The sequence below is a fragment of the Variovorax sp. R-27 genome (assembly GCF_049913215.1).
Taxonomy (GTDB): Bacteria; Pseudomonadota; Gammaproteobacteria; order Burkholderiales; family Burkholderiaceae_C; genus Variovorax.
The window spans coordinates 2,766,212-2,790,935 of sequence record NZ_CP183984.1 but is presented as its reverse complement, the minus strand read 5'-3'; the positions used below and the strand labels follow the sequence as shown (position 1 = coordinate 2,790,935).

The 24,724-nt window shown below is 67.0% G+C and carries 19 protein-coding genes and 1 pseudogene; 9 read left to right on the top strand and 11 right to left on the bottom strand.

Annotated features, from left to right (window positions below; all coding sequences use genetic code 11):
- Positions 1-14: 14 nt before the first annotated feature.
- The 4 genes from ACN9MV_RS12910 to ACN9MV_RS12895 form a co-directional block, all read right to left on the bottom strand.
- Positions 15-3,416 carry an efflux transporter outer membrane subunit gene (locus ACN9MV_RS12910; RefSeq protein ID WP_426392568.1) on the bottom strand — a complete coding sequence of 1,134 codons (3,402 nt, stop codon included), beginning with the start codon at positions 3,414-3,416 and terminating at the stop codon, positions 15-17.
- Entirely contained in the window at positions 3,404-4,735 is a 1,332-nt protein-coding gene (locus ACN9MV_RS12905; RefSeq protein ID WP_426392567.1) for a hypothetical protein, read from the bottom strand. Before ACN9MV_RS12905 ends, ACN9MV_RS12910 begins: the two co-directional genes overlap by 13 nt.
- A gap of 34 nt (positions 4,736-4,769) precedes the next feature.
- The gene (locus tag ACN9MV_RS12900; RefSeq protein ID WP_093052436.1) at positions 4,770-6,068 is read right to left on the bottom strand and encodes an HlyD family efflux transporter periplasmic adaptor subunit; all 1,299 of its coding nucleotides are present in this window, start codon (positions 6,066-6,068) and stop codon (positions 4,770-4,772) included.
- A 540-nt stretch (positions 6,069-6,608) separates the two neighbouring features.
- Positions 6,609-7,265: an SDR family NAD(P)-dependent oxidoreductase gene (locus tag ACN9MV_RS12895; protein ID WP_426392566.1), complete on the bottom strand. Its 657-nt coding sequence runs from the start codon at positions 7,263-7,265 to the stop codon at positions 6,609-6,611.
- On the opposite strand from ACN9MV_RS12895, the pseudogene ACN9MV_RS12890 reads away from it, so the two are divergent.
- Positions 7,260-7,577, top strand: a pseudogene (locus tag ACN9MV_RS12890) (helix-turn-helix transcriptional regulator); the annotation flags it as partial. The gene ACN9MV_RS12895 and the pseudogene ACN9MV_RS12890 sit on opposite strands and share 6 nt — an antisense overlap.
- On the opposite strand, the gene ACN9MV_RS12885 reads toward ACN9MV_RS12890, so the two are convergent.
- The gene (locus ACN9MV_RS12885; protein WP_426392564.1) at positions 7,559-8,359 is read right to left on the bottom strand and encodes an AraC family transcriptional regulator; all 801 of its coding nucleotides are present in this window, start codon (positions 8,357-8,359) and stop codon (positions 7,559-7,561) included. The pseudogene ACN9MV_RS12890 and the gene ACN9MV_RS12885 overlap by 19 nt on opposite strands.
- Positions 8,356-9,150 (bottom strand): acetoacetate decarboxylase family protein, encoded by a 795-nt coding sequence (locus tag ACN9MV_RS12880; protein ID WP_426392563.1) that lies wholly within the window; start codon positions 9,148-9,150, stop codon positions 8,356-8,358. The genes ACN9MV_RS12885 and ACN9MV_RS12880 overlap by 4 nt, the downstream gene beginning before the upstream one ends.
- A 196-nt stretch (positions 9,151-9,346) precedes the next feature.
- On the opposite strand from ACN9MV_RS12880, the gene ACN9MV_RS12875 reads away from it, so the two are divergent.
- Both ACN9MV_RS12875 and ACN9MV_RS12870 read left to right on the top strand, forming a co-directional pair.
- Positions 9,347-9,730: a response regulator gene (locus tag ACN9MV_RS12875; RefSeq protein ID WP_093052451.1), complete on the top strand. Its 384-nt coding sequence runs from the start codon at positions 9,347-9,349 to the stop codon at positions 9,728-9,730.
- Between the two features lie 46 nt (positions 9,731-9,776).
- Complete coding sequence (locus ACN9MV_RS12870) at positions 9,777-11,489, top strand: hypothetical protein (protein ID WP_426392560.1); 1,713 nt, start codon at positions 9,777-9,779, stop codon at positions 11,487-11,489.
- A gap of 15 nt (positions 11,490-11,504) precedes the next feature.
- On the opposite strand, the gene ACN9MV_RS12865 is transcribed toward ACN9MV_RS12870, so the two are convergent.
- Together ACN9MV_RS12865 and ACN9MV_RS12860 are read right to left on the bottom strand one after the other, a co-directional pair.
- Positions 11,505-12,818: an MFS transporter gene (locus ACN9MV_RS12865; protein ID WP_426392558.1), complete on the bottom strand. Its 1,314-nt coding sequence runs from the start codon at positions 12,816-12,818 to the stop codon at positions 11,505-11,507.
- Entirely contained in the window at positions 12,815-13,570 is a 756-nt protein-coding gene (locus ACN9MV_RS12860; protein ID WP_256216937.1) for an aldolase, read from the bottom strand. The genes ACN9MV_RS12865 and ACN9MV_RS12860 overlap by 4 nt, the downstream gene beginning before the upstream one ends.
- A gap of 203 nt (positions 13,571-13,773) precedes the next feature.
- Here ACN9MV_RS12860 and ACN9MV_RS12855 point away from each other — a divergent pair, with 203 nt between their 5' ends.
- The 4 genes from ACN9MV_RS12855 (at position 13,774) to ACN9MV_RS12840 (ending at position 18,105) form a co-directional block, all read left to right on the top strand.
- Positions 13,774-14,772 (top strand): AraC family transcriptional regulator, encoded by a 999-nt coding sequence (locus ACN9MV_RS12855; RefSeq protein WP_093176575.1) that lies wholly within the window; start codon positions 13,774-13,776, stop codon positions 14,770-14,772.
- A 63-nt stretch (positions 14,773-14,835) separates the two neighbouring features.
- Entirely contained in the window at positions 14,836-15,312 is a 477-nt protein-coding gene (locus tag ACN9MV_RS12850) for a MarR family winged helix-turn-helix transcriptional regulator (protein WP_093080409.1), read from the top strand.
- Positions 15,313-15,600: 288 nt separating this feature from the next.
- Entirely contained in the window at positions 15,601-16,428 is an 828-nt protein-coding gene (locus tag ACN9MV_RS12845) for an alpha/beta fold hydrolase (RefSeq protein WP_426392555.1), read from the top strand.
- A gap of 117 nt (positions 16,429-16,545) precedes the next feature.
- Positions 16,546-18,105, top strand: coding sequence for a cation:proton antiporter (locus ACN9MV_RS12840; protein ID WP_093176571.1), 1,560 nt, complete (start codon positions 16,546-16,548; stop codon positions 18,103-18,105).
- 10 nt (positions 18,106-18,115) lie between these two features.
- On the opposite strand, the gene ilvB is transcribed toward ACN9MV_RS12840, so the two are convergent.
- Entirely contained in the window at positions 18,116-19,897 is a 1,782-nt protein-coding gene (gene ilvB, locus ACN9MV_RS12835; RefSeq protein WP_426392553.1) for a biosynthetic-type acetolactate synthase large subunit, read from the bottom strand.
- Positions 19,898-19,962: 65 nt separating this feature from the next.
- Between ilvB and ACN9MV_RS12830 the strand changes: the two genes are divergently transcribed.
- Entirely contained in the window at positions 19,963-20,457 is a 495-nt protein-coding gene (locus tag ACN9MV_RS12830) for an Lrp/AsnC family transcriptional regulator (protein ID WP_177142350.1), read from the top strand.
- 21 nt (positions 20,458-20,478) lie between these two features.
- On the opposite strand, the gene ACN9MV_RS12825 is transcribed toward ACN9MV_RS12830, so the two are convergent.
- Positions 20,479-21,477: an OmpA family protein gene (locus ACN9MV_RS12825; protein WP_093176568.1), complete on the bottom strand. Its 999-nt coding sequence runs from the start codon at positions 21,475-21,477 to the stop codon at positions 20,479-20,481.
- Positions 21,478-21,746: 269 nt separating this feature from the next.
- Here ACN9MV_RS12825 and ACN9MV_RS12820 point away from each other — a divergent pair, with 269 nt between their 5' ends.
- On the top strand, positions 21,747-23,726 hold the full coding sequence (locus ACN9MV_RS12820) for a sensor histidine kinase (protein WP_093080399.1): 1,980 nt from the start codon (positions 21,747-21,749) through the stop codon (positions 23,724-23,726).
- Between the two features lie 22 nt (positions 23,727-23,748).
- On the opposite strand, the gene ACN9MV_RS12815 is transcribed toward ACN9MV_RS12820, so the two are convergent.
- The gene (locus tag ACN9MV_RS12815) at positions 23,749-24,642 is read right to left on the bottom strand and encodes a LysR family transcriptional regulator (RefSeq protein ID WP_426392550.1); all 894 of its coding nucleotides are present in this window, start codon (positions 24,640-24,642) and stop codon (positions 23,749-23,751) included.
- Positions 24,643-24,724: the final 82 nt, after the last annotated feature.

The following is a 24,724-nucleotide window of genomic DNA, read 5'->3' as shown; positions in this document are numbered from 1 at the left end:
TCCGCCAGGCCGGCCTAGGCGCTGCCCCATCCGCCTCCAAGGGCCTTGTACAGATTGACCGTGTTCACGGCCGCCTTGAGCTGCAGTTCGATCAGCTGCTGCTGCTCGGCATAGAGTTCGCGCTGCGCGTCCTGGCTGGAGAAGTAGTCCTCCATGCCGCTGCGAAAGCGCGTGCGCGAAATGCTGGCCACCTTCTCGAGCGCCTGCACGCGTGCCTGCTGTGCCTCGAGTTGCGGAAGCAGATGGTCGTCGGCAATCAGGGCGTTGGCGGTTTCGCGAAAAGCCACTTGCGCCGCGGATTCGTAAGAGGCCATTGCTGCCGCGAGCCGCGCTTCGTTGCCCTTGACGTTGGCCGACCGGCTCCCCCAGTCGAACAGGGGCAACGACACGCCCAGCACACCGGCCCAGCTGCTGTTGCTGCCATTCAGCAGCGTCGACAGCTCCCGGCTGACGCCGCCCGTGAGGGCCGTCAGCGAGATGGTCGGCAGCATGGCGGCCTTGGCCGCGCCCACGCCCGAATTGGCGGCTTCGACGCGCGCATAGGCCGCCAGCAGGTCGGGCCGACGCTGCAGCAGGCTGGAGGGCAACCCTGGCGCGACCTGCGCGGTGGAACGCTGCGGCCAGGGCCGGGCGGCGCCCGTGTCCGGCGGCACGGGTTGGCCCACCAGCACGTTCAGCCCCTGCAGATCCTGGGCGACGCGCATGCGGAACTCTTCCTGCCGCACCCGGGCGTTCTGCAACAGCGATTGCGCACGATAGACGTCCAGCTGCGCAGCACCGCCGACCGCCTTGGCGCGTCCGATCATGTCGGCATTGGCGTTCAGCGCGGCCTCGTTGGTGTCGGCCAGGCTCAGCAAGGCGCGGTCTGCGCGCAACGTGAGGTAGGCATTCGACACCTCGCCCACCAGGTTCATGCGCGCTGCCGCGTAGTCCTTGTCGCCGGCCTCGGCCAGGGAGCCGCTTTGCTGCGCGCTGCTCTGCTGGCGGCCGAAGAAATCGAGCTCGTACGAGGTCACGCCGGCCTGGATGTCGAAGCTGTTGGAAACGCTCCCGTCGGACGGCAGGTTGCCGACCGGACTGAGCGAGCCCTGCGGCGTGGTCTGCGCGCGTTGGGCATGGGCCGACAGTCCCAGTGGCGGGAACAGCGAGGCGCGGCTTCCGGCATACACGGCCCGCGCTTCGCGTGCCTTCGCGGCATAGACGCGCAGGTCGCGGTTGCGATCCAGCGCGGTTGTTATCAGCCCCCGCAGCTCGTCGTCCTGCACGAAGCCGCGCCAGTCCACGGGATCCGCGGCCGGCCGCGTCGCGCCGGCCGGCCATTGCGAAGGCATCGACAGGTCGGGCTGCTTGAGCGGCGGCGTGAAATTGCATCCGCTTACCACCAGCAGGATGCACACCGCCAGCACCAGCAGGAACAGCCGCAGGCTCAGGCGCACGAACCCTGCTTCGGGCGACCGGAAGCCCGCGCTCGCGAGCAGCGCCGACGCGGCCCGCCATGGCCGCACCTGAACGGCAACGTGGCTCGGAGGCACATTGAACACGTGGCTCACCAGGTGCTCGCGCTGCGCCTCGGTGCCGGCAAACCGCAGTTCGGCGCCGGCACGGCTGCGGCCGGCAAGTCGGGCCGGTAGCCAGCCGACGGGATCGATGTAGACCTCCAGCAGCTGCCCGATGTGCAGGCGCTTGAACAAGCCACCACCCTCCATCAGTGCGCCGTCCGAAGCGATGTTGACGAAGCGCGAATCGCCCTCTCCCGCCGCGGTGCGGATACGGGTGCGAGCGCGCCAGGGGAAGCGCTCCTCCTGCTCCGGCCGGGGCAGGTCGATGCAGGCGATGAGCGCGCCCAGGCAGAGGATCAGCGCAATGCCGGTCCACACGAGATTGAGCTCGTCGCCGGGCGTGAGCGCCGCACCGCGCATCACGGCCGATGCGCCCCCGCCCTGCAGCGCAACCAGCAGCCCGCCGAACACGGCGACCAGCTTCCAGTGCACGACGGTCCTGGTGCGATCGAGCCCCTTGGCCGTCACCTTGAACGGGCGACCGAAGGGCCGCAGCATCGCGCTGGCCAGCGTGCCGGTGACGGCCATCGCCGCCACGAGCTGGCTCACCTCGCTGAACACGGGCAGACAGCGCCGCTGGCTGATCCAGTAGCTGTAGGCCCAGAACATCATGAGCGGCGGCAGCCCGTAGGCGGCGAAGGCCTGCGGCGTGGCGTGAAAGACCGAGACGCCGGCATACCAGTACAGCACCGGCGCCAGCACGATCAACGCCATGAAAGGCTTGCCGAGCCAATGCAGCACCCCGTGCAGAAAGTGCAGCCGCGCCGAGAGGCTGTAGCCGCTGCCGCGCAACGGCCCTTCGGGCAGCAACGCGAGCTGCACCGTGCCCAGGCACCAGCGGCTGCGCTGGTTGATGTAGTCGACGATGCTCTCGGCCGACAACCCGTTCGACAGCCGCTCGCCCAGCCAGCGCGTGACGTGGCCGTGCCGCAGCAGCAGGTAGGTGGTGTGGATGTCTTCGCACACGCTGCCAACCGGAAAGCCACCCGCGGCGGTGATCAGGTCGCGCCGCACGATGAACGACGTGCCCACGCAGAAGGCGGAATCCGCCGCGTCCTTCGCCGGCTGCAGCACGTCGAAGAACACGCGCTGCTCGTCGACCCAGCTGTCGGTGGCGCGCAGGTTGTGCTGGATGGGGTCGGCGTTGTAGTAGAACTGCGGCGTCTGCACCAGCCCGACACGGCGGTCCCCGAACAGCCCGAGCATGCGGTAGACGATCTCGCGCTGCGGCGCGAAGTCTGCGTCGAGCACGAGGATGTACGGCGCATTGGTCACGTCCGCCGACAGGCGCAGCCCGTTGTTCAGGTTGCCGGCCTTCGCGTGGCTGTTGTCGGGCCGCCGCGCATAGTGCACGCCGCGGCGCTCGCAATAGTCGCGCAGCCAGTCGCGCCGGGTGTCGTCGAGCACCCAGACCTTCAGCTGCGGGTAGTCGATGGCCTGGGCGGCAATGATGGTCTTCTCCAGCACGGCCAGCTCTTCGTTGTACGTGCAGATGAAGACGTCCACCGCCGGCACCTGCCCGCCGCGAGCACGCAGCAGGGCCTCTCCCCGGTCGGCCAATGACTGGTTGTCGCGACGCTTCACCAGCATGTGGATGGACATCAGCGTGTAGACGATGGCGGTCATCTCGAAGCAAAGGAACACCCAGGCGAACAGTGTTTCGAAGCCGAGGTCCGAAGGCGGCATGGTGGCGACCACACGCCAGGCTGCGTACCGCAGCAGCAGCAGCGCGGTCAGCGCGCCGAACAGCGCGCGATGGGTGATGCGATCGACCCTGGCCCAGGTCATCAGGAGCAACGCGAGCCCCGCGACGAGTGCGTTGAGCTGGAATTCCGGTGTGGCGATCAGGCTGGACATGATGGAATGACTCCCGGTGCGGCGGTCTTGCCGGTGAAGGGGTTGAAACCCGTGGCAGCCAGGGCGATCCACGCAGTGGCCCCCAGGTGCGGCCAGCGGTAGTAATAGAAGTCCGCGCCGGCCGAGTCGGGGCCGATGGCCAGGCCGGTGGAAATGCGCGAACTCGGCGTCGCGTAGTACAGGCCGTTGCCGGCGCGTTGCGATGCGAGCAATTGCCACAGCGCCTCGGGCGCCGAGCCTGTGCGCGCCACCAGCGTGGCGGCGGCCTGCGCGCTGCCTTCGGTCCAGATGCCGTCGGGATTGCGAGAGAAGCCGTAGCCCGCCTCGAAGCGATGGTGCTTCTCCACCCATTCGAGCCCGCGGGCCCAGGCACAGGAACCCTCGGGCGCTGCCAGCAGCGGCCACAGTTGCGCATCCAGGCCCGAGCTCTCGGTGGAGATGGTCGCGCCGTCTTCCTTGGTGCCGATGTTGAAACGCTGCTCCGACGGATTCCACATGCGTCCCACGAAGTCGAGCGCTGTGCGCGCCTGTCGTTGCTCCGGCCCGCCCTGCTGGCCGGCGGCACGCGCAGCCCAGGCGGCTGCCATGGCGATGTCGATGTTGTGCTCGGTGGACTTCCAGGTCTGGGCGCGCTGCGCGTTGTCCCAACCGTAGCGCCCGCCGTTGTAGCCATCCACGCCGTTCGTGGCGCGCGTGTTCTGCTCGGTCCAGGCCAGCAGCTTGCGTGCGGTCGCCAGATAGGCCGGCGACGGCTCGGCCTGGAACAGGTTCAGCATGAGAAACGCGGCCCAGGCCACGTTGCCGGTGGCGGTGCTGACCTGGTAGGCGTCGGCAATCCACTGCTTGCGGCCTGCGTCCCAGCGGCCGGGCAGCACGGGCTTTTCTTCGGTGACAGGCCCGGCACGATAGGCGTTGCGCACGCGCCCGTCGGTGAAGTTCTGGTCGTGCGCAACGGCGCGCACCACGGCATCGCCGATGCGCCTGGCGGCGGCACGGTCGCCGCAGGCCAGCAGCGCGATGCCGGCCAATGCGTTGTCGTAGGTGAAGGCGGCGCCCGCCAGCGCGGGCTCGAACGGCGGCTCGCCCTGTCCGGCGTCCGTCGGCCTGTAGCTGTTGAGGAACAACGGCCCCGACGCGACGCCCGCCTGGTCGTGCGCGACCGCGCGCCGCAACCCGTCGCAGCTGTCACGTGCGAGCGCCTGCTGCGTGGCGCCGGGCTGGGCCGCCGAAGTCGCCGCTGCCGCGCAGGCCAGCGCCATCGATGCGACGGTGCACCGCATGCACCGCATCCATGCGCGGGAAAAAACAGAGATCGGCATGTCGTTCTCTTGAAGAAACGCAACGTGCCCGTGCTCAGGTCTTGAGGCTTGCAGAGACCACCTTGCCCGGCACGCAGAGACTCTGCCTGCGGGATTCGGCCTGTTGCACCCCGCTGTCCTCGATGCGTGCCACGGCATAGATGGAGCCCTGCTCGGCATAGGGGAAGGGCACGCTGTACGTGCTCTGCAGCGCCTCGGAAGCCTCGGGCAGCAATTGCTCGACACGTGCAGGCAACGCGGTGCTGTTCTCGCCGATCTTCACGTCGAGCATGGAGCCGATGCTCAACCGCTTGGCCAGCCGCGCGGGAAACACCGCGACGACGCCGATCCGGCTGCAATCGGTGACGCGCACCAGCGAGGCACCGGCCGTGACGTACGCGCCCTCGGGCGCCAGCACGGTGTGCACCAGGCCCGGCTGGGTGGCCGTGACCTGGTACGCGGCGAGCTTCTCGACGCGGCGGCGCTCATCGTCTTCAAGCTGTGTGATCTGCTTGAGCTGCTTGAAGATGGCGGTGCCGTCCTGCTGGGCGCGGTCGATGCTGTTGCGCAATGCTTCGCGCCGGCTCGAGAGCGTCTGGAACAGGTTGCTGCCCCCGGTGCCCACGAAGGCGCCCTGCCCCGCGCTCACCACGGTCTGCGCCTGCCCGGCAAAGGCCTGCTCGGCCACCGCCGCGTTGGCGCGCGCTGTGCTCAGCTGGGCCTCGGCCGCGTTCATCACCTGCTCGCTGATGGCGCCCTCTTTCAGCAATGCCTCGTTGGTGCGGACCTTGTTCTCCTGCTCGGCCACCACGCTATGCGCCACGTCGCGCTGCCGCTGGGCAATTTGCCATGCGTCCCATGTCTGCGCCAGGGAAGCCTGGCGGTGAACCTGGGCCTCTTGCCCGACGGATCTCATCTCCTGGCTGTCGGCCTTGAACTGATTGCCCAGCTGCGACAGCTGGCTTTGCAAGGCAAGACGCTGTGTTGTCAGCGTGGTGAGGATCTCCTGGCTGACCGTTGGATTGCGCACCGTGGCCACCAGGGAGCCCGGCACCACCGCGTCGCGCGTATGCACCGCCATCTGCGTCACCACGCCGTTGATCGGCGAGGTGACCAGTCCCACGGGCGCCTCCAGGACGGCCCGCGTCGCCTGCGCGGACAGCAGCGGCTGGATCAAGGTCGCGATCATGAGCCACAGCACGAAAGCCAGCAGCGCGTAGGCCGCCAGCTTGGGAACGAATGAACCCCTCTGCCGACTTCGACCGGGCCGCGATCGGGCGCGGCGGTCGATGGTGCCGGCAATGCGCGCCGGGCGACGAAAGAGCAGATACGAAATCGGTTTGGACGCACGCATAGCCACCTCTTGAAACGTCGACGGCGCGCACCGGCAACCGTGCCGGCACATCGCCCATTGATGAAAGGGACTTGACCGAAGAACCCTGTCGAACCACGAGCCCGGAGGCCCGTTTTTTTGATGCTGCAGTGCAATAAAAGTACGTCGAAACCGCAATCCGTTCTGCTTCCGTGAGAAACAAGATGTGCGAACTTCCCATTCAGTTCGGCCGCTGAATCGGGGCAGATTCCTACATTGGTTCTAGAGTGAAGGAGATTGACAACGCAGGGCCGATCCGGCTGACCGGCGCAGCGCGTTGTTCAGGTTCTCAGGAGATTCGAGGGCGGCGCCATTTCGAGCGCCCGGCTTGCGCCGATGCCCACAGGCAGGTCTCAAGATGTGTTCGACAGGCTCACGAACAACAGCTGGTAACGATGCTGCTGTTTTCGGGCGCGTTTATCGGTCGAGACAGTTGCTTGCCTGCCGATTGAAATCGGTGCCGGTGTTGGTTTTTTGCTGGCACTCGCGGGCGGGTTGCGCTGCCAACGCGAGCGTCCGATGTCAGGTCAACGCCTCGGCCAGCGCCACGGCGTCCGCGCCAGCGGGAATCCGGATCGGGCACGACGGGTCATTCGCCGCGCGCCATACAGCTTGCGCCACATCCAGCACGTGCGTGAGCGGCCCTGGCGATTGCCCCATTGCCGTGAATACGCCCTGCGCAAACTCGGCGTACGCCTGCGGAATTCCCGCCTGCATCCGGGGCTGTGCGTTCTTGCTGAAGGGAGTCTCGGGAGACCGCCCGGGCAGGACCAGGTTCACCCGCACATTGAACTGCCGGAGTTCAAGCGCGAGCGACTCGCTGAATGCGTTGACCGCCGCCTTGCTCGCGGTGTACACGGAAAGCATCGGGAGCGGCTTCAGCGTGGTGCTCGACGATACATTCACGATGACACCTGCCCTGCGTTGCCTGAACTGAGGCAGCACCGCCTGGGTCACCATCAGCGTGCCCATCGTGTTCGTCTCGAAGATTTCGCGGACAAGCTCCATCGAGCTGTCTTCGAGAACGCCCAGCAATCCGATGCCTGCGTTGTTGACCAGCACGTCGATTGGCCCCGCGGCCTCCACGGCCTGGCGAATGCTTTCGGGGTCGGTGACGTCGAGCGCGAGCACGCGCAGGCGATCGGAACGGGGCAAAACGTCTTCGCGTGGCGTGCGCATCCGCGTCTCGCGGTTGCAATCCGGCAGATGCACGAAAGCCCGACCCGGCCCTGGACAGTTGCGCAGCTGGCGAAAGAGGCGGCCCTCTCGCGCTCGACGTTCTTCGAGCGCTTCAGCCGCACAGTGGGTGTCGCGCCGATGGAATACCTCCTTGCCTGGCGAATGGCCATGGCAAAGAACCTGCTGCGGCGCAAGGAAGCTGGCATTGCCGAAGTTGCGCAGCGCGTGGGGTACAGCTCCGCAAGCACATTCAACGTCGCGTTCACCCGGTATGTCGGGATGCCGCCGGGGCGCTATGTACGTGCCATGTAGTTGCCCGGCGTCACGCCGAAGCAGCGGCTGAACCAGCGCGAGAAATGAGCCTGGTCCGTGAAGCCGCATTGCGCCGCCACGTCGGCCGCCGCGCACCCCTCGCGCAGCAGCGCCTTGGCCCTGCCGATGCGCGCGAGCCGCGCATAGTGCGCCGGCGTCACGCCGACGGCCACGCGGAACAGGCGATGAAAGTGCTCGCGCGACATGCCCAGCCGCCGGGCCAGCCCGCCCGGATCGATGCGGCAGGCATCCTCGGTCGCCAGCGCGTCGCAGACGGCCTCCACGCGCGCGTCGCCCGCATGCCGTTCGACCGCCACCAGTTCGCCGCTGGTCTGCGCTCCAAGAATCTGCTCCAGGAGCCGGCCGACCTGCGCACCGTCTTCCGCCAGCGCTGCAACAGCCAGTGCATCGACCATGGCCGCGTCTTGCCAGGCGCTCCGGCGCAGCGCGCCCCGCTGGCCCTGCGGCCATCCGAAGCGCGCGCCAACCCAGACGTGCGGCACATACAGCATCACCATGCGAAAGCCCTGCGCGCTCACGCCGGCGGTGTGAAGCATGAAGGGCGCCATCAGCACCAGGTCGCCCGCCTGCGCCACCTGCCGCTCGCCGGCGCAGGTGAATTCGCAGCAGCCTTCGAGGATTGCGCCAACGCTCCACTCCGCATGCCAATGCAACTCGAAGCGCGCCTTGGGGTCGGCCGCGAACATCGCCTCGACCTGCGCGCCGTCTTCCATCGGCAGGCCGATCACATGCGAGGCGGGTGAGCTTGTGCGCGGGTTCATCCCTCCAAGGGTAGCGCCCCCCGCACCGTGATGCCCATCCAGCCGGCGCTGGCGGTCGTGGCGTCCACAGGGCCGAGCAGCGCCAGCTCTTCGACCGGGTGATCGTGGAACCGCAGCGTCGCACTGCCACCGGCCCAGCCCGACTCGACGCGGTCGATGATGTCGGCGCGCAGATAGCGCGGCACAGCCACGCTGCCCGGCTGCGTCAGGTCGGGCCAGCCGATGGCGCCGATGGTCGGTGCCGCCAGAAAACCCAGGCGCCCGGCCTTCTCGCCCGACAGCGTGACCGAAGCGTCGACGAGCCGTCGCTCCTTCACGCTGAGACTCGCGCCCAATTGGCTGCCGGCCGACAACGGCGCAGCCGCCGGATGGATCAGCGGCATGCTGCGCGTGAGCCAGGTCTGGCCGATCTTCTTGGGCCAGCCCTGGAGCCAGCCGCGCAGCAGCGAGATGTCCTGGTCCACGTAGATCAGCGGGCAATAGAAGCACAAGCGCGTATCGCCAACGCCCGGCTTTGCCGCGATTTCGAGCACAACGATGGTCTCGCGGTACTGCGCGTATACGGGGTCGAGCAGCTCGCGGCCATCGTCACCACAGGCCTGCCAGTCGGCGAAGTGGACGCAGCCCTTGCCGGTGGCCGTGCCAAGCTCGGCCGGCACCAGCGCCGTACCAAGCGCGGCATCGAATTCGAAGGCTACGTTGACGAGCCAGCCGGCATAGTGCCAGGGCGGTGCCTGCACAAGCGCGCTGCGGCCGGAGGATGTGAAAGGAGGCGTAAAAGATTGCGGCATCGGATGTGGACAAGTTCAAGACCGCCGCACGATATGGCTGCATGCGCCGCCGCGTCTTGTACGCCAGTGATCCCGCTACGACAGATGACGGTGTTGTCCGACTCGCCCCACCCCGTCGGCAGACACAATTACCGCCTCGGCCGAGACAAGCCGAACGAACACAACGAGAAGCTCCCGGCTCCGCACGATGACCCCGATGACCCGTATCTATCTGATTGAAGACAACCCCCTGATCGCCACCACGCTGACCGACGGGCTGCAAGAATTTTCCGAATGCAATGTGATCGGCACCGCCACCACCTCCGGCGCCGCCATCGACTGGCTCAAGAAAAACCCCGAAGGCTGGGACGCAGCCGTCATCGACATCTTCCTGGCCGAAGGCAACGGGCTCACCGTGGCGCAGTACCTGCAGGAGCACAAGTCGCCGGCGCAGCGCACGGTGGTTCTCATGAACTACGCGACCTCCGAAGTGCGCGAAGGCGCGCTGTCCGCGGGCGTGGATGCGGTGTTCGACAAATCGCTGCAGCTCGAAGCTTTCTACGACTTCTGCAAGACGCTGAATATCTCGCCGCGCCGTTGAGGCGGCGGTCGCAAGCGGAGCGGCCCATCGCGGCACAATCGCCCGCGTGCCGACCTTCAAACACAGCCTGACTGCCGGCCTCGCGCTGGCGTTCGCCCTTGGTGCCGCGGCCGAGCCGGTGCTCCTCGTCACATCGCCTGCCGCCTTGCAGACCGCGGAAAAGTCCGGCGCAAGTTTTGCGCGCTGGGCCGACGAGGCGCCGGGTAGCGACGGCATCGCCACCAACCAGGCCCTGATGCGCTCGCCTGCCTGGCGCTCCATCGCTGAGCCGATCAGCGCGAGCCTCTCCAGCCTCCAGCGGCGCGACAGGCAGGCCGGCGTCGGTATCTCGAAATATCCGCACCGGCTGTTCGATGCGCGCTGGCTTGCGAGCCCCGATGCCTTCTTCGAACTGGTGGGCGTCGCCAATCGCATGGACCGCCGGCCCTTCCAGAGCGGCGCATGCGGCGAGACGCGGCTCGTGTACCGCCTGGCCTATCGCACCGCCGCGATGCAGTCGCGCCTGCCGATGACGGTCAATGTCGAGTTGCGCGGCGATGCGCCCGATGCCGATGGCAGTTGCGCGAGCACCGCAAAGCGCTGGCAGCCGCCGCAAGCGTCGATGACCGACGAGGCAACCGGCCGCTGGCTGGTGTCGGCCAATGGTCCGCTGGCGCCGCAGCGCCTGGCGCTCGCGCGCATCGCGCAGGTCACGACCAACCTGCAGAGCGTTCGCTGGCCCTCGGCGGTGCGGCCCGATCTGGGCGGCCATGCCGAATACATGCTGCGCGCCTTCCGCTGGAATGCGGGCGCGAAGCGCTTCGACGTTGCACCGCTGGAAAACACACCCGACATCGCGAAGCTCAAGGCCAGCGCCCCGCTACGCAGGGAACTGCAGCAATGGCTGCAGCAGCCCGCCAACCTGCGCGCGCTGGACGAAGCTACCTTGCAGATTCCCGAGAAATTCCTCGCGACCGAAGCCGTCTCGGTCGCGCCGCGTGGGCTCGAACGGCTGGCGAACCGACCCTTCGAGCAGCTCTTCGCGCCAGGCGAATGGCAGGCCGTTCAGGGCAGCCGAACGCTGCAATCACCGCAGGCAGTGCTGCGCCGCCTCGACGACCTGAGTTGCGCTGGCTGCCACCAGAGCCGCGCAGTCGCGGGCTTTCACCTGCTCGGAGTAGACCGGCGCGGTGCATCGCGGACCTTCACCACGGGCAACGCGCTGGCGGTGCCGCACTCGCCGCATGTGCAAGACGAACTGGCACGTCGCGGCACCTATGTGCGGGCCTCGCTGTCGACGCCGCGGCCCGATCCGTTCCGCCCGCTGGCCGAGCCCGACGATGCGAACGCCGTGGCCGAGAAGCCGACGGTCGGCGCGCGCTGCGAACCCACCCGCATCACCGCATCCGCCAATCCATGGCTGGACCGCGCTGAAAAACTGCCGCGCATCTCCTGCGAAGGCATGCTCTCCGTGTGCGAGAAAACCTCGGTCGGCTTTCCGGGCGGCATGTGCTCGGGCCCCTGCGATCCGGGCGACAAGAACGGCACCTGCGGCGGCATCGCGATCCTCAGCGACTTCAACAGCTGCCTCGCCGCGAAGAAGCCCTTCGGCGAATGCCTGGCGAAGCACACGCGGCCCGGCAACCTGCGCAGCTGCTCGGCGCAGCAGCCCTGCCGCGACGACTACATCTGCGCGCAGGCCGAGGGCCAGCCCGAAGGGCGCGGTGCGTGCATACCCCCCTACTTCCTTTTCCAGATGCGGGTGGACGGGCACTCCTGACAACGGTCACTTCGCTCATTCGTTCGCGGTCGGGCGCATCAGCCAGGCAGAGACGGCGGCCACCACACCGAGCACCGCGACATAGATGCCCACCGGCACGATGCTCGAATACTTCGCGACCAGCGTGGCCGCGATGATCGGCGCAAGCCCGCCGCCAATGGCCGCCGCGAACTGGATGCCGATCGAGATGCCGGAATAGCGCAGCTCGGCCGGAAATTGCGCCGCATACAGGTTCGACTGCGGCGCGAACATCAGCGGGTAGTTGATCGACAGTGCCACCACCATGGCCACGGTGTACGCCGTGAGCGATCCGCTGCCGATGGCCTGGAACAGCGGCACCGCCATGACCGCCAGCAGCAGCCCGCCGAACACGTAGAGCCGCCGCGCGCCGACCTTGTCGGCCAGCCAGCCGCTGGCCGGAATGGTGAAGACCATCACGGTCGAGCCGGCGATCAGCGCGTGCAGCGCATCGGAGCGCGAGAAGCCCAGGCGGCTGGTCGCATACGAGATCGAGAACACAAGAATGGTGTAGATCAGCGTCACCTCGGCCAGCTTGCCGCCGATGGTCAGCAGCAAGGGCTTCAGGTGCGCGACCACGACCTCGCGCGCCGGCAGCGCCGCCGTTTTCTGGTGCACCTTGACCTGCATGAACTCGGGCGACTCCTGCACCTTCATGCGGATGAACACGCCCAGCACGATCAGCACCGCACTCGCAAGAAACGGCAGCCGCCAGCCCCAGCTCAGGAAGCTGGCCTCCGGCAGTTGCGTGACCAGCGCGAAGGCGCCCGACGACAGCAGCACGCCGATGGGTGCGCCCATCTGCGGCATGCTGCCGACCAGCGATTTCCATTTGGGCGGCGCATGCTCCACGGCCATCAGCATCGCACCGCCGAGCTCGCCGCCGAACGACAGGCCCTGCCCAATGCGCAGCAGCACCAGCAGCACCGCGGCCCACAGGCCGATCGATTCGTAGGTCGGCAAAAGGCCTATCAGCACGGTGCAGATACCCATCAGCAGCAGGCTCAGCGTGAGCATCGACTTGCGGCCCAGCCGGTCGCCGTAGTGCCCGAAGATGATGCCTCCCAGCGGCCGGGCGAGCATGCCGCTGGCGAAGGTGCCGAAGGCCGCCAGCGTGCCGACTGTGGGGTCGAAGTTGGGAAAGAAGAGCTTGTTGAACACCAGCGCCGCGGCCGTGCCGTAGGCAAGGAAGTCGAAGGCCTCGATGGCCGTGCCGACCATGGTGGCGGCGCCGATCTTCCACACGCTCTGGTGCTTTCTCTCCACGGTGGTAGCCGCTTGTGCCTGCAATGGCGAGGCGATGCTGTTCATGGCTGCTCCTGCGTGATCTGTCGCGCGAACATCGCGAAACTGGCGTTGACGATGCTGCGCTGCAGAAGGAAGTCGTGCGACTCCTTCGCCAGCACAGGATCCACCAGCTTGAGCCGCCCGTAGGCCGACTGCGCGATCAGCTGGTTGCGCGCCGCGCGCTCGATGAGCACCGACATGTAGAGAGACTCCTCGATGGTCGCCGTGGCGGCCAGGAAGCCGTGGTTGGCCAGGAGCACGCAGCGCTTCTTGCCCAGGGCTGCGGAGATGATCTCGCCTTCGACGTCGGCAATCGGCAAGCCGGGCCACTCGGGCAGGAACGCGCAGTCGTCGAAGAAAGGCGTGGCGTCCATGTGTGCGATCTGCAGCGGCTCGCCCGTCATCGACAGCGCCGAGACGTACGGCGGGTGCGTGTGGATCACGCAGTTCACGTCGGGCCTGCGCCTGTAGACCCACAGGTGGAAGCGCACCGCGGGGTTGGGCACGCCGCGGCCTTCGAGCACGCGCAGCGAATCGTCGATGCGCATGACCGACTGCGGGCGTATCTCGGCGAAGGCATGCGCGAGAGGTGTCGTCAGGAAGGTGCCGTCGGGCTGGCGCACGGTGACCTGTCCAGCCAGGGTTTCGGAGTGCCCTTCCTTGGCGAGGATGCGGCAGCTGAGCGCGAGCTTTTCGGCCTCGCTCCAGTTGCCGTAGCTGAGGCCGTCGAGAGACGGCGCGGGGGTGTCGTGGGTTCCGGGGCTCGTATCGTTCACGCTGTGGCTCCTTTGCATCGGCGGGGTGCGGCCAATGTAAGAAGCGGTGTGCGGTTTGCTCTTGCGCGTGGGCGCACGCGGGTTGATCCAGCGTGCCAACTAGTGGAAAGTCTTGACTCCTGCCCGACGGATGGCCGCCTAGACTGCATCCGACTGCACCTGCTTGGCACGAAGCGTGCGGGCCAACGGCAGGAGCCCCACCCATGCACCACGACACAGCAGCCTCCGACCTGAGCTTCGCGCCCTGCTTCCGCCCGTTCTATCCGGGCGACGTGCAGGGCTACTCGAATGCGCTCGATTCGCTGGTCTACCCCGGCGAACTGAGCGTGCAGGACAGCAACCCGCGCATGAGCCTCGAAGCCTGCCGCCTCGTGGGTGGCGGGCTGGCCATCAGTTTCGCCTCGACGCCGCTGGCGGTTCGCCATGACACGGCGCTGGCCTCCACCGGAGGTATGGGTGGCACGGGCGACGTGCTCGCCATGATTGCCGTCGAAGGCGAAGGCACCATCGACCAGGGCGGCCGGCGCATGCCCTTCCGTAAGGGCGACATCACCTTCCGCACCACGCGGCTTCCCTCCACCTGCACGCTGACCTCGCCCGGCAAGCTGGTGATGCTGCGCCTGCCCTCCGACCGGTTCTTCGGCATCTATGCCGACCTGCACGACCGCTTCGTGCCCTCGATCGCGCAGGCGGATTCGCGCCTGGCCGAGGCCGCCCGCGCGCACATGGGGCATGTGTTTCCCGGTACGGCACAGGCTGCGCCGGCACTGGCGTATTTTTCGGAGCAGTCGCTCGTCTCGCTGCTGGCCGCGACCTATTGCGAATCGATGGGCGAATCGGTCGCCGAAGACGCGGCCGACGGCAAGCGCCGCGAGCGCGACCGCTGGCAGCGGCTGGTAGCGTTCATCGAGGCGCACCTCGGCGATGCGGAGCTGTCGGTCGATGCGGTCTCGAAGGAGCTTGGCATTTCGAAGCGGCTCACGCACCGCCTGTTCGAGATGCAGCGCACGCAGTACGGCACGTACCTCAAGGTGCGCCGCCTGGAGCGCGCGAAGGACGAACTGCAGAACCGGCGACTCGACCACCTGAGCGTTTCGGAGATCGCCTATCGCAACGGCTTTGGCGATGCGAGCCATTTCAGCCGCTGCTTCAGGAGCCAGTTCGGAACCCCGCCCGGGGCCTATCGCCGATCGCCGGACTGAAGGGTTCGCGCGGCCGGAGAAATATTGCTTGCCATTAGATCGCATGCGATCTAATATTCGCCCATGCCTGCCAAGCGCTCCACCGCCCAACCCGTCGACGCCCCTGCGAGCAATTCACTGGTATTGGACGAACAGCTCTGCTTCGCCGTCTACTCGACGATGTTGAGCCTCAACAAGGTGTACCGCGGCCTGCTGCGCGACTTGGATCTCACCTACCTGCAATACCTTGTCATGCTGGTGCTGTGGGAAAAGGACGAGATCAACGTCTCCGAAATCTGCACCCGCCTGTCGCTCGAGACCACCACCCTCACCCCGCTGCTCAAGCGGCTCGAAGCCCGCGGACTGATCCAGCGCGTGCGTTCGCCCAGGGACGAGCGCCAGGTCATCGTGTCGCTCACGGCGGGTGGCCGCGCGCTGCGCGCCAAGGCGCAGGGGCTGCCGGGTTGCGTCGCGCAGGCCATGGAGTTGTCTCCCGACCAGATCGGCGCGCTGCGCACCCAGTTGCTGGGTCTGCGCGCCAGCCTCGACAGGAACGCGTGATGCGCAGCCGCTTCGCCGTTCCTGTTTTTTCAGGCCAATTACATCGCATGCGATATTAATTCATACGATACAAAACTCATCTCAACCACGTCACTCAAGGAGCGCACCATGTCCGCAAACAGCAAGAACCCCACCGCCACCCCGACCCGCCGCAGCCTGCTGGTCGGTGGCGCTTCCGTCGCAGCCGGAGCCCTCGTGGGGACCGGCTTTTCCCAGGCGGCGTCCGCCGCCTCCACTTCTGCGCCGAACCAAGGCGCCATCCATCGTTCTTTGAAAGGAACACGCACCATGAGCAACACCATCGTCACCAAGGACGGCACGCAGCTGTATTTCAAGGACTGGGGTTCCGGCCAGCCCGTCGTGTTCAGCCACGGCTGGCCGCTGAACTCCGACAGCTGGGAATCGCAGATGCTGTTCCTCGCATCGCAGGGCTATCGCACCGTGGCGCATGACCGCCGCGGCCATGGCCGCTCCAGCCAGCCCTGGAACGGCAACGACATGGACACCTACGCCGACGACCTCGCCACCGTCATCGAGACGCTGGACCTGAAGAACGTGATCCTGGTCGGCTTCTCGACCGGCGGCGGCGAAGTGGCGCGCTACATCGGCCGCCACGGCACCAAGCGGGTGGCCAAGGCTGCGCTGATCTCGGCCGTGCCGCCCCTGATGCTGAAGACCGCCTCCAACCCCGGCGGCCTGCCGATCGAAGTGTTCGACGGCCTGCGCGCCGCGCAACTAGCGAACCGCTCGCAGTTCTACAAGGACGTGCCCTCGGGCCCCTTCTTCGGCTTCAACCGCCCCGGCGCCAAGGTGTCGCAGGGCCTCATCGACTCGTGGTGGGCGCAGGGCATGGCGGGCGGCCACAAGAACACCTACGACTCGATCAAGGCGTTCTCGGAAACCGACTTCACCGAAGACCTGAAGAAGTTCGACGTGCCCACGCTCATCGTTCACGGCGATGACGACCAGATCGTGCCGATCGGCGCTGCCGGCCTGGCCTCGGCCAAGCTGGTGAAGAACAACAAGCTGATCGTCTACCCCGGCGCACCGCACGGCCTGACCGATACGCACAAGGACAAGTTCAACGCCGACCTGCTGGCGTTCGTGAAATCCTGATAGCCCCGACAGCCTGATGAAAAGGGGCCCGCAACCGGGCCCCTTTTCTTTTCATCAGGTGAGGATGAATCAACCTCTTAGTATTCGGGGAAAACAACACCAAGACCGAGGACTCCAATGGACATCTTCGAAAACGTGCTGGTCATGCTGATCGCCGCCTGCCTGCTGTTGCAGCTCTCGCGGCGCCTCGCACTGCCCTATCCGTCGATGCTGGCGCTGGCCGGCGTGTGCCTGGGCGCAATGCCCTGGGTGCCGCACATCAGCCTCGACCCGCATCTGGCGCTGGCGCTCTTCATCGCGCCCGCCCTCCTCGATTCAGCCTTCGACATCTCTCCACGCGAGCTGCGGCGCAACTGGATGCCGCTGATCTCGCTGGTGCTGGTGGCGGTGCTGCTGACCACGGCGGTGGTCGCATGGGCCGGCTGGGCTTTCGCGGGCCTGCCGCTGGCGGCCGCGATCACGCTCGGCGCCATCGTCGCGCCGCCCGACGCTGTGGCCGCGGCTGCGGTGATGCAGCAGTTCCGCATTCCGCGGCGCACGCTTTCGATCATCAACGGCGAGAGCCTGCTCAACGACGCAGTGGCGCTGCTGGTATTCGGCGTGGCGGTATCGGCAGCCGGCGCCGCGCACGTGCCCATGACGAGTTCGCTGCCGATGCTGCTGGTCGCGGTGCCGGGCGGTGCGCTGGTCGGCTTCGCGTTCGCCAAGCTCAACATCCACTTCGGCTCGCCGCTCTTCGCGGGCACGCGCTCAGCCATCATCTTCCAGTTCGTGATGACCTTCGGCGCGTGGATCGTGGCCGAGCGGCTGCACCTGTCGCCGATCATCTCGGTGGTTGCCTTCGGCATGACGCTGGGCCAGTTCGCGCCAAAGCACCATGCGCCGCGCGACCGCGTGCACTCCTATGCGGTGTGGGGCGCGGTGGTGTTCACGCTCAACGTGCTGGCCTTCTTCCTGATGGGGCTGCAAGCGCGCAGCATCCTCGAAAGGCTGTCAGGGCCGCAGCTGGTGCATGCCCTGCAGTTCGCCGGCCTCGTGCTGGTGCTGGTCATCGCGGTGCGGGTGGTCTGGGTGCAGATCTACGGGGCCGCGATGCGCACGTACAAGCTGCGCCTGATCGCCCAGGGGCACGACATTCCCGTGCCGTCCAGGCGCATCGGGTTGCTGGTCGGCTGGTCGGGCATGCGCGGGCTGGTGACGATGGCCACGGCCTTCGCGCTGCCGGCGGATTTTCCGGGGCGCGACCTCATCGTGCTCAGCGCGTTCGCGGTCGTGCTGGGCACGCTGGTGATCCAGGGCTTCACCATCGGGCCGCTGATCAGGGCATTGAAGATCGAGCCCGACGCATCGCTCGACAAGGAGGTCTCGCTCGCGCGCACCGCGATGATGGACGCGGCGCTGTCGGCCCTCGAAGCCGAAGAAAGCCGCGAGGCCGACGCCGTGCGCGACGAATACCGCGCGGCGCGCGTGCTGGCGCAAGACGAGCGCCAGCCGCAGGCGAAGACGGCGCACGACCGGCTGCGCGCCGTGGCGATCCGCGCGCAGCGACAGGCGCTCGAAGCACTGCGCCACAGCGGGCAGATCGAGGACGACGCCTACCACCAGCTGGAAGAAGAGATGGACTGGGCCGAGCTCAACGCCATTCCTGCGAACGACGTGCGCCTGCAGAGCGTCTAGAACCCTGCGCTCAGGATTCCTCGTACCACCTGTCCTTCGCCAGCATCACCCGGTGGTGCCCGTGCCCCGAGGGCATCATCGGAAAGCAGTTCTCCTGCGGCGCCACCTGCACGTCGAGAAAGAACGGCCCCTGGCTCGCCAGGCATTCGGCCAGCGCGTCTTCCAGCTCGGCCGGGTCCGACACGCGCCGCGCGCCCCAGCCGAAGGCCTTGGCCAGCGCCACGAAATCGGGCAATGCCTCGTTCCAGCTGTGGCTCAGGCGATTGCCGTGGTTGAGCTCCTGCCATTGCCGCACCATGCCCATGTAGCCGTTGTTGCACAGCACCAGCTTCACCGGCACGCGGTGCTGCACGGCAGTGGAGAGCTCCTGGATGTTCATCAGCACCGAGGCATCGCCGCTCACGCACACGGTCAGCGCTTCGGGGTGGCCGATCTGCGCGCCGATGGCGGCGGGCAGGCCGTAGCCCATGGTCCCTGCCCCGCCCGAGGTGAGCCAGTGGCGCGGGCTGTCGAAGCGCAGGTACTGCGCGGCCCACATCTGGTGCTGGCCCACGTCGGTCGACACGATGGCATTGCGACCGCCGATGGCGCTCTGCAGCGACGACATCAGCTGCTGCGGCAGGATCGAGTCCTCGCGCGCTTCGAAGGCCAGGCAGTCTTCCGCGCGCCAGCGCTCGATGCGCGCCCACCACGGTGCAAGGCGCTCGGGCGCGAAGCCCTCCGCTGGCAGCAGCGCCAGCAGGCCTTCGAGGATCACCTCGCAGTCGCCCACCATCGGCACGTCCACGCGCACCACCTTGTTGATGCTGCCAGGGTCGATGTCGATGTGGATCTTGCGTGCATGCGGACAGAACTCATCGAGCTTGCCGGTCACGCGGTCGTCGAAGCGCGCGCCGACGCACACCACGAGGTCGGCCTCGTGCATTGCGAGGTTGGCTTCGAGCATGCCGTGCATGCCCAGCATGCCAATGAACTTCGGGTCGGATGCGGGAAACGCGCCCAGCCCCATCAGCGTGAGCGTGCACGGCGCATGCAGCAGGTTCACGAGCTTCGCAAAAGCTTCGCACGCGGCGGGCCCCGAATTGACCAGTCCGCCGCCGCCGTAGATGACGGGCCGGCGCGCGGTCGAGAGCAGGTCGGCGGCGCGCTGCATCATGGCCTTGGGCGGCAGCGCCATGCGGCTCGTGCGCAGGGCCCGCAGCGGCGATGGCTCGGGGGCCTGGCCCAGGCGGTCGAGCTGGATGTCCTTCGGCACGTCGAGCAGCACTGGCCCGGGGCGGCCGGTGGTAGCGATCTCCAGCGCGCGGCGCACCAGCGAGGGCACGTCGTCGGCCGAGCGCACCTGCCGGTTCCACTTAGTCACCGAACGCGACATGCCCAGCGCATCGCTCTCCTGGAACGCCTGCGTACCAATGACGGCCGTTGCCACCTGCCCGCTGATGCAAAGCACCGGCACCGAATCGCTCATGGCGTCGAGCAGCCCGGTGATCGTGTTGCCCACGCCCGGCCCCGAAGTGACCAGCACCACGCCCACGCGGCCGGTGCTGCGCGCATAGCCTTCGGCCGCATGCACGGCCGCCTGCTCGTGGCGCACCAGCACATGGCGCAGCCGCGGCTCGCCGTGCAGCGCGTCGTACAGCGGCAGCGCCGCGCCGCCGGGGTAGCCGAAGATGGTGTCGACGCCGCACTCGACCAGCGTGTCGAGCAGGGCTTCGGCGCCGTTGCGAATGCGCGCTGGCGTTTCCGGGTGAAGAGAGAGGGAGGGCGTGAGGGGTAGGTCGAGCAGTCGCATGCCGTCAATTCTTCCGGTTCGGGAGCAAAATATGCTTCTTTCTTTTGGCTCTTTAAGCTCGATTAATGAAAACCAATCGGCAAACACCCGGCGACAACGAAGGATCTTTTGACAAGACCGACCTGGCGATCCTGCGCGTGCTGCTGCTCGACTCGCGCAAGACCCTGCAGGAGATCGGCAACGAGGTCGGCCTGTCGCCCACCAGTTGCTGGACGCGCATCAAGAAGCTCGAAGCCTCTGGCGTCATCAAGCGCTACACGGTCGACGTGGACCCGGCCAAGCTCGGCTATCACGACTCGGTGATCGTGCAGGTCACGCTCGAAAGCCACACCGACGAGACCCTGTACGACTTCGGCCGCGTACTCGCGACCATTCCCGAGATACAGGAGGCCTACCTGGTGTCGGGCGACTACGACTACTACATCCGCATCGCCGTGCGCGACACGCGCGACTACGAGCGGCTGCTGCGCGAAAAGCTCTACAAGATCCCGGGCATCCGGCACAGCAAGTCGCACTTCGTGCTGCGCGTGCTGAAGGAAACCAGCGTGCCGGTCATCTGAGGGCGGTGCGAGCAAGCTCCTTCAGAGGCGGATCAGTTCCACCCGCCGGTTCTTCGCCCGCCCCGCCTCGTTGTCGTTGGGTGCCACCGGCTCTGACGCGCCCGCACCGCGCGTGGTGAAGCGGCGCGGGTCCACCCCAGCCTTCACCAGCACCGCGATCACCGCCAGCGCGCGGCGCTTCGACAGGTCGTCGTTGTGCTTCGCCTCGCCCTGCGCATCGGTGTGCCCCACCACCGACAGCTTCAGCGGCGGGTTGCTGCGCATCAGCTTGGTCATCTCGTCGAGCGTGGGTTGCGACTCGGGGCGGATGATGTCCTTGTCGAGGTCGAACAGGATGCCGTAGAGATTGACGCGCCCCGTCTCCGCCAGGCTCTTCTGCATGGCCGTCGCGTCGACAAACACGATCTTGTTGTCTTCCATCGCCTTGCTCTCGACCACGCGCACGAAGGCGTGGTTGCCGACGTCGGCGTTGTGCTCGGCCAGCGCGATGCTGGCGTAGACGGTGCCCGTGGGCCCGGTCTTCTTCGCCAGCAGGTAGCGGCCGCTCACCGAAAAATAGTTGCGCGCGTAGTCGCCGCGGCTGCCCAGGCGCGGCCACTCGGGGTCGTCGAAGGCCAGCGCGAAGTCGTAGGGCGTGTTGGTGTCCACGCTGCCCGGCCGCGGCTTGTAGCAGGAGGCGTTGGCCGTGCCGCAGGTAAAGAGCACCTCGAAGCCCTTGGCCTTCAGGCTGGACTCGTAGTTGCGCTGCACTTCGAGGAGCGAACGGTCCTTCGGCAGCTTGTAGAGGTAGAGCGTCACCTTGCCCTCGACCTTGAGCAGGTCGGGCTTGCCGCCGGCCCAGTTCTGGAACGGCTCCTTGATGAGGCCGACCTCGTCGTAGGCGGCGGCCTTGTAGCCGTCGAGCACCGCGCCCTCGTAGCGGCCAACCAGCGGGTGGTCCTTGGCGGGCTCGGCGGCACCCGTGGCGAGCGAAAGCAATGCCATGCCGGCGAGGCTGGCCAGGAACGCGAGCGTTTTCATCGGTGCATCGGGCAGAGTGCGGCAAGAGCGGCGACGCGCTCCATGCTAGGGCGCGAGGCCGCCGCTGTGCATTCGACGGACGGCCTATGCCATTCAAGAATTTGCGGCAAGTTGCCTGGTTTGGCCGGAAAGGCTGGGCGAGGACATAATTGCGCCCGCCCGCGTGAGCGGGAGTCTGGGCTCGTCAAAAGATGGCTACAGCACGGTGCCGGCAATCGTCCGGCGCATCCACAGCACGCGAAAAGTGATTTCCGAGGCAGAAGCGATCTATGAGGCTAGGCAGCAAAGGCTGTTGGCGAATCAGCCGGTGGATCGCAAGGCTTTGGCTGGCCCTGCCGCTGGCCTTCCTGTCTTTTGCGTACGCCGATGAACTCCCGGCGGATGCGGTGCCGCAGCACGACGGCCCTGTCCACATCACGCAGGCCGAGTTGCTCTCGGTTTCCGGCACAGGCTATTCCGCACCTCCGCGGCATATCGTGGACGCCGCGCTGCCAACCGATGGCTGGAAGACTGTCAGCCTCCCCCACACAGCCCGGCGCGAACTGGTGCCCAATGCGTCGAGCGGCGAGCGAACCGTCACCGACTGGTACCGCATCGAACTGTCCGGGCTGACGCCGAAGACGCAGCAGCAGCTTCTCTACCTCCCACGCTGGAAAACCCTGGGCAACATCGCGGTGTACGGCGACGGCGTGCTGCTCTACCAGTCGCATGGCAGCCCCATCCACAACGGCTACAACCATCCGCTCCTGCTGCCGTTGAACGCGACCGCCAATACGCCCGCCCCGGCATCTGTGCTGATTCGCGTCGACCGCCTGCGCAACAGCGGCAGCGGCTTTTCGACCCTGTGGGTGGGCGACGAGGAATCGCTGAGCTGGCGCTACCAGATCCGCCAGTTGCTCCAGGTGCAGTTGCCCTTCATGGGCAGCGCCGCGTTCCTGGCGGTTGGCGCATTCGCGTTCGCGGTGTGGCTGTTCAAGAGGCGCGAATCGCTCTACCTGCTGTTCTTTGCCATCTCGGCGCTCGCCTTCCTGCGCACGCTTCACTACTACGCGGGCGGCAGCTTCATCCCGATTTCGGACGACTGGTTCGAATGGATGACAGTGGCCAGCCTGCTCTGGCTGATCGTCCTCATCCACCTGTTCTTGCAGCGCCTGCACCAGCAGCCATCACCCTGGCTGACACGTGTGTCGGTGACCCTGGCGCTGGCCTGCAATATCGCAACGCTGCCCCATGTGTCGACGGATATCGTCAGTCTCTACCTGTTCACGCCCCTGCTCAACCTGATGGTGCTGCCCGTCGCGGTGACGATCTTTGCGGTGAACCTGCGCAAGGCGCTGCGCGCGCAACTGCCCGAGGGACGCCTGGTGGCGGGCTGGACTGTCTTCGCCGTCGCATTCACTTCCTATGACGGGCTCCTGCAGAACAACCTGGTCAGCCCGGAGGCCGTGTACACCTCTCCCTACGCCATCATCAGCCTGTTCTTCGTCTTCTCGTACATCATGTTCCAGCGCTACACAGGCGCGTTCGCCGAAGTGGCCCGGCTGAACAAGGGCCTGGCCCAGCGCCTGCAGGCGCGCGAAGCCGAACTGGAGCAAAGCTACCAGCGGCTGCGCGTGATCGAGAACCAGCACATGCTCAATGCCGAGCGCCGCCGCCTCATGCAGGACATGCACGACGGGCTGGGCTCTTCGCTGATCAGCGCCATCCGCTCGGTGGAGCGAGGCGCCATGAGCGAGGCCGAGATTTCGCGCGTGCTCAAGGGCTGCATGGAAGACCTGAGGCTGGTGATCGACTCCATGGAAAACGTGGAAGCCGACCTGCTGCTCCTGCTGGCAACCATGCGCTTTCGCCTGGCTCCGCGCATCGAGAGCGCCGGCATCACGCTGCAATGGGAAGTGCAACCCGTGCCCTCGCTGCCCTGGCTGGACCCGGACGGCGCGCTGCACATCCTGCGCATCGTGCAGGAATGCGTGGCCAACGTGCTGCGCCACACACGGGCCACCGTCATCTGCGTGAGCACCGCGACGGTCGATGAAGGCGTGAACGTGGTGATCGAAGACAACGGCGAAGGCTTCGACGTGGAAGAGGCCCTGCGCCGAAGCGGACGGGGGCTGCGCAACCAGCAGCGGCGCGCGCAGGTGATCGGTGGCACGGTGAGCTGGCAGTCCGGCAGCACGGGGACGCGCTTCACGCTGTGGCTACCGCTGCACCGCAAGGCCGAAACCGACAAGGCCATCAGCGCTTTCTGAGCCCGCCCCTTCCGAGCCCGGCTCAGAGGCTCGCAACGATCTGCTCGCGCAGCCACTTGTGCGCCGGGTCGCGGTGCCGGCGCTCGTGCCAGAGCATCGCCATCTCGTAGCCGGGCACTTCGAGCGGCGCCTCCACCATCCGCAGCCCGGCCGCGCCGCGCGCCAGCCGCTCGGGCAGCATCGCGACCATGTCGGTGCTGGCCAGCACCGACATCATGAAGAGGAAGTGCGGCACCGACAGCGCCGCGCGCCGCGTCAAACCCTTTTCGGCCAGCGCCTCGTCCGTTGGCCCGGCGAAGCCTCCGCCGGCGAGCGACACCACCACATGCTCCAGCGCGCAGAACTGCGCGAGCGTCGGCCGGCGCTTCAGGCGCGGATGCCCTGCCCGCCCGGCCAGCACGTAGCGTTCGTGGAAGAGCACGCGCGCGTGCAGGCCACGCGGCGCGCCCACGCTGGTGTGAAAGAACAGGTCGACCTCACCGCTCTCCAGCTGCCGCGCCATGCGCGAAGGCACGGCCTCCACCACGGCCAGCCGCGTGTGCGGCGCCGCGGCACGCAGCCCGGCCAGCGCCGGCAGCAGGATGGCCGACTCGGCATAGTCGGCCGCGGCAACGCGCCAGGTGGTGGTCGCCTCGGCCGGATCGAAAGGCCGAGTTGGCGCCACTGCACGGCCCAGCGATTCAAGCGCCTCGCGCAGGGGCTCGCGCAGTTCATCGGCGCGCGCAGTGGGCCGCATGCCGCGCTGCGCGGGCACCAGCAGCGGGTCGTCGAACGCTTCGCGCAGCTTGGCGAGCTGCACGCTCACCGAAGGCTGCGACAGGTTCAGCCGCTCGGCTGCACGCGTGACATTGCGCTCGACCAGCAGCGTGTCGAGCGTGATCAGCAGGTTGAGGTCTAGGCGGTTGAAATTGTTCATGGCAATTCCTGGAATTCAGACTATTCATTTCCAATATATCGCCACGAAGCCTAACCTGAGGGCATCTTCATTCGAACCCTTG

Bases quoted from the DNA above. Each gene is read 5' to 3' on its own strand.
- ACN9MV_RS12910 (WP_426392568.1), bottom strand. From the start codon at position 3,416: ATGTCCAGCCTGATCGCCACACCGGAATTCCAGCTCAACGCACTCGTC.
- ACN9MV_RS12905 (WP_426392567.1), bottom strand. From the start codon at position 4,735: ATGCCGATCTCTGTTTTTTCCCGCGCATGGATGCGGTGCATGCGGTGC.
- ACN9MV_RS12900 (WP_093052436.1), bottom strand. From the start codon at position 6,068: ATGCGTGCGTCCAAACCGATTTCGTATCTGCTCTTTCGTCGCCCGGCG.
- ACN9MV_RS12895 (WP_426392566.1), bottom strand. From the start codon at position 7,265: ATGCGCACGCCACGCGAAGACGTTTTGCCCCGTTCCGATCGCCTGCGC.
- ACN9MV_RS12885 (WP_426392564.1), bottom strand. From the start codon at position 8,359: ATGAACCCGCGCACAAGCTCACCCGCCTCGCATGTGATCGGCCTGCCG.
- ACN9MV_RS12880 (WP_426392563.1), bottom strand. From the start codon at position 9,150: ATGCCGCAATCTTTTACGCCTCCTTTCACATCCTCCGGCCGCAGCGCG.
- ACN9MV_RS12875 (WP_093052451.1), top strand. From the start codon at position 9,347: ATGACCCGTATCTATCTGATTGAAGACAACCCCCTGATCGCCACCACG.
- ACN9MV_RS12865 (WP_426392558.1), bottom strand. From the start codon at position 12,818: ATGAACAGCATCGCCTCGCCATTGCAGGCACAAGCGGCTACCACCGTG.
- ACN9MV_RS12855 (WP_093176575.1), top strand. From the start codon at position 13,774: ATGCACCACGACACAGCAGCCTCCGACCTGAGCTTCGCGCCCTGCTTC.
- ACN9MV_RS12850 (WP_093080409.1), top strand. From the start codon at position 14,836: ATGCCTGCCAAGCGCTCCACCGCCCAACCCGTCGACGCCCCTGCGAGC.
- ACN9MV_RS12845 (WP_426392555.1), top strand. From the start codon at position 15,601: ATGAGCAACACCATCGTCACCAAGGACGGCACGCAGCTGTATTTCAAG.
- ACN9MV_RS12840 (WP_093176571.1), top strand. From the start codon at position 16,546: ATGGACATCTTCGAAAACGTGCTGGTCATGCTGATCGCCGCCTGCCTG.
- ilvB (WP_426392553.1), bottom strand. From the start codon at position 19,897: ATGCGACTGCTCGACCTACCCCTCACGCCCTCCCTCTCTCTTCACCCG.
- ACN9MV_RS12830 (WP_177142350.1), top strand. From the start codon at position 19,963: ATGAAAACCAATCGGCAAACACCCGGCGACAACGAAGGATCTTTTGAC.
- ACN9MV_RS12825 (WP_093176568.1), bottom strand. From the start codon at position 21,477: ATGAAAACGCTCGCGTTCCTGGCCAGCCTCGCCGGCATGGCATTGCTT.
- ACN9MV_RS12820 (WP_093080399.1), top strand. From the start codon at position 21,747: ATGAGGCTAGGCAGCAAAGGCTGTTGGCGAATCAGCCGGTGGATCGCA.
- ACN9MV_RS12815 (WP_426392550.1), bottom strand. From the start codon at position 24,642: ATGAACAATTTCAACCGCCTAGACCTCAACCTGCTGATCACGCTCGAC.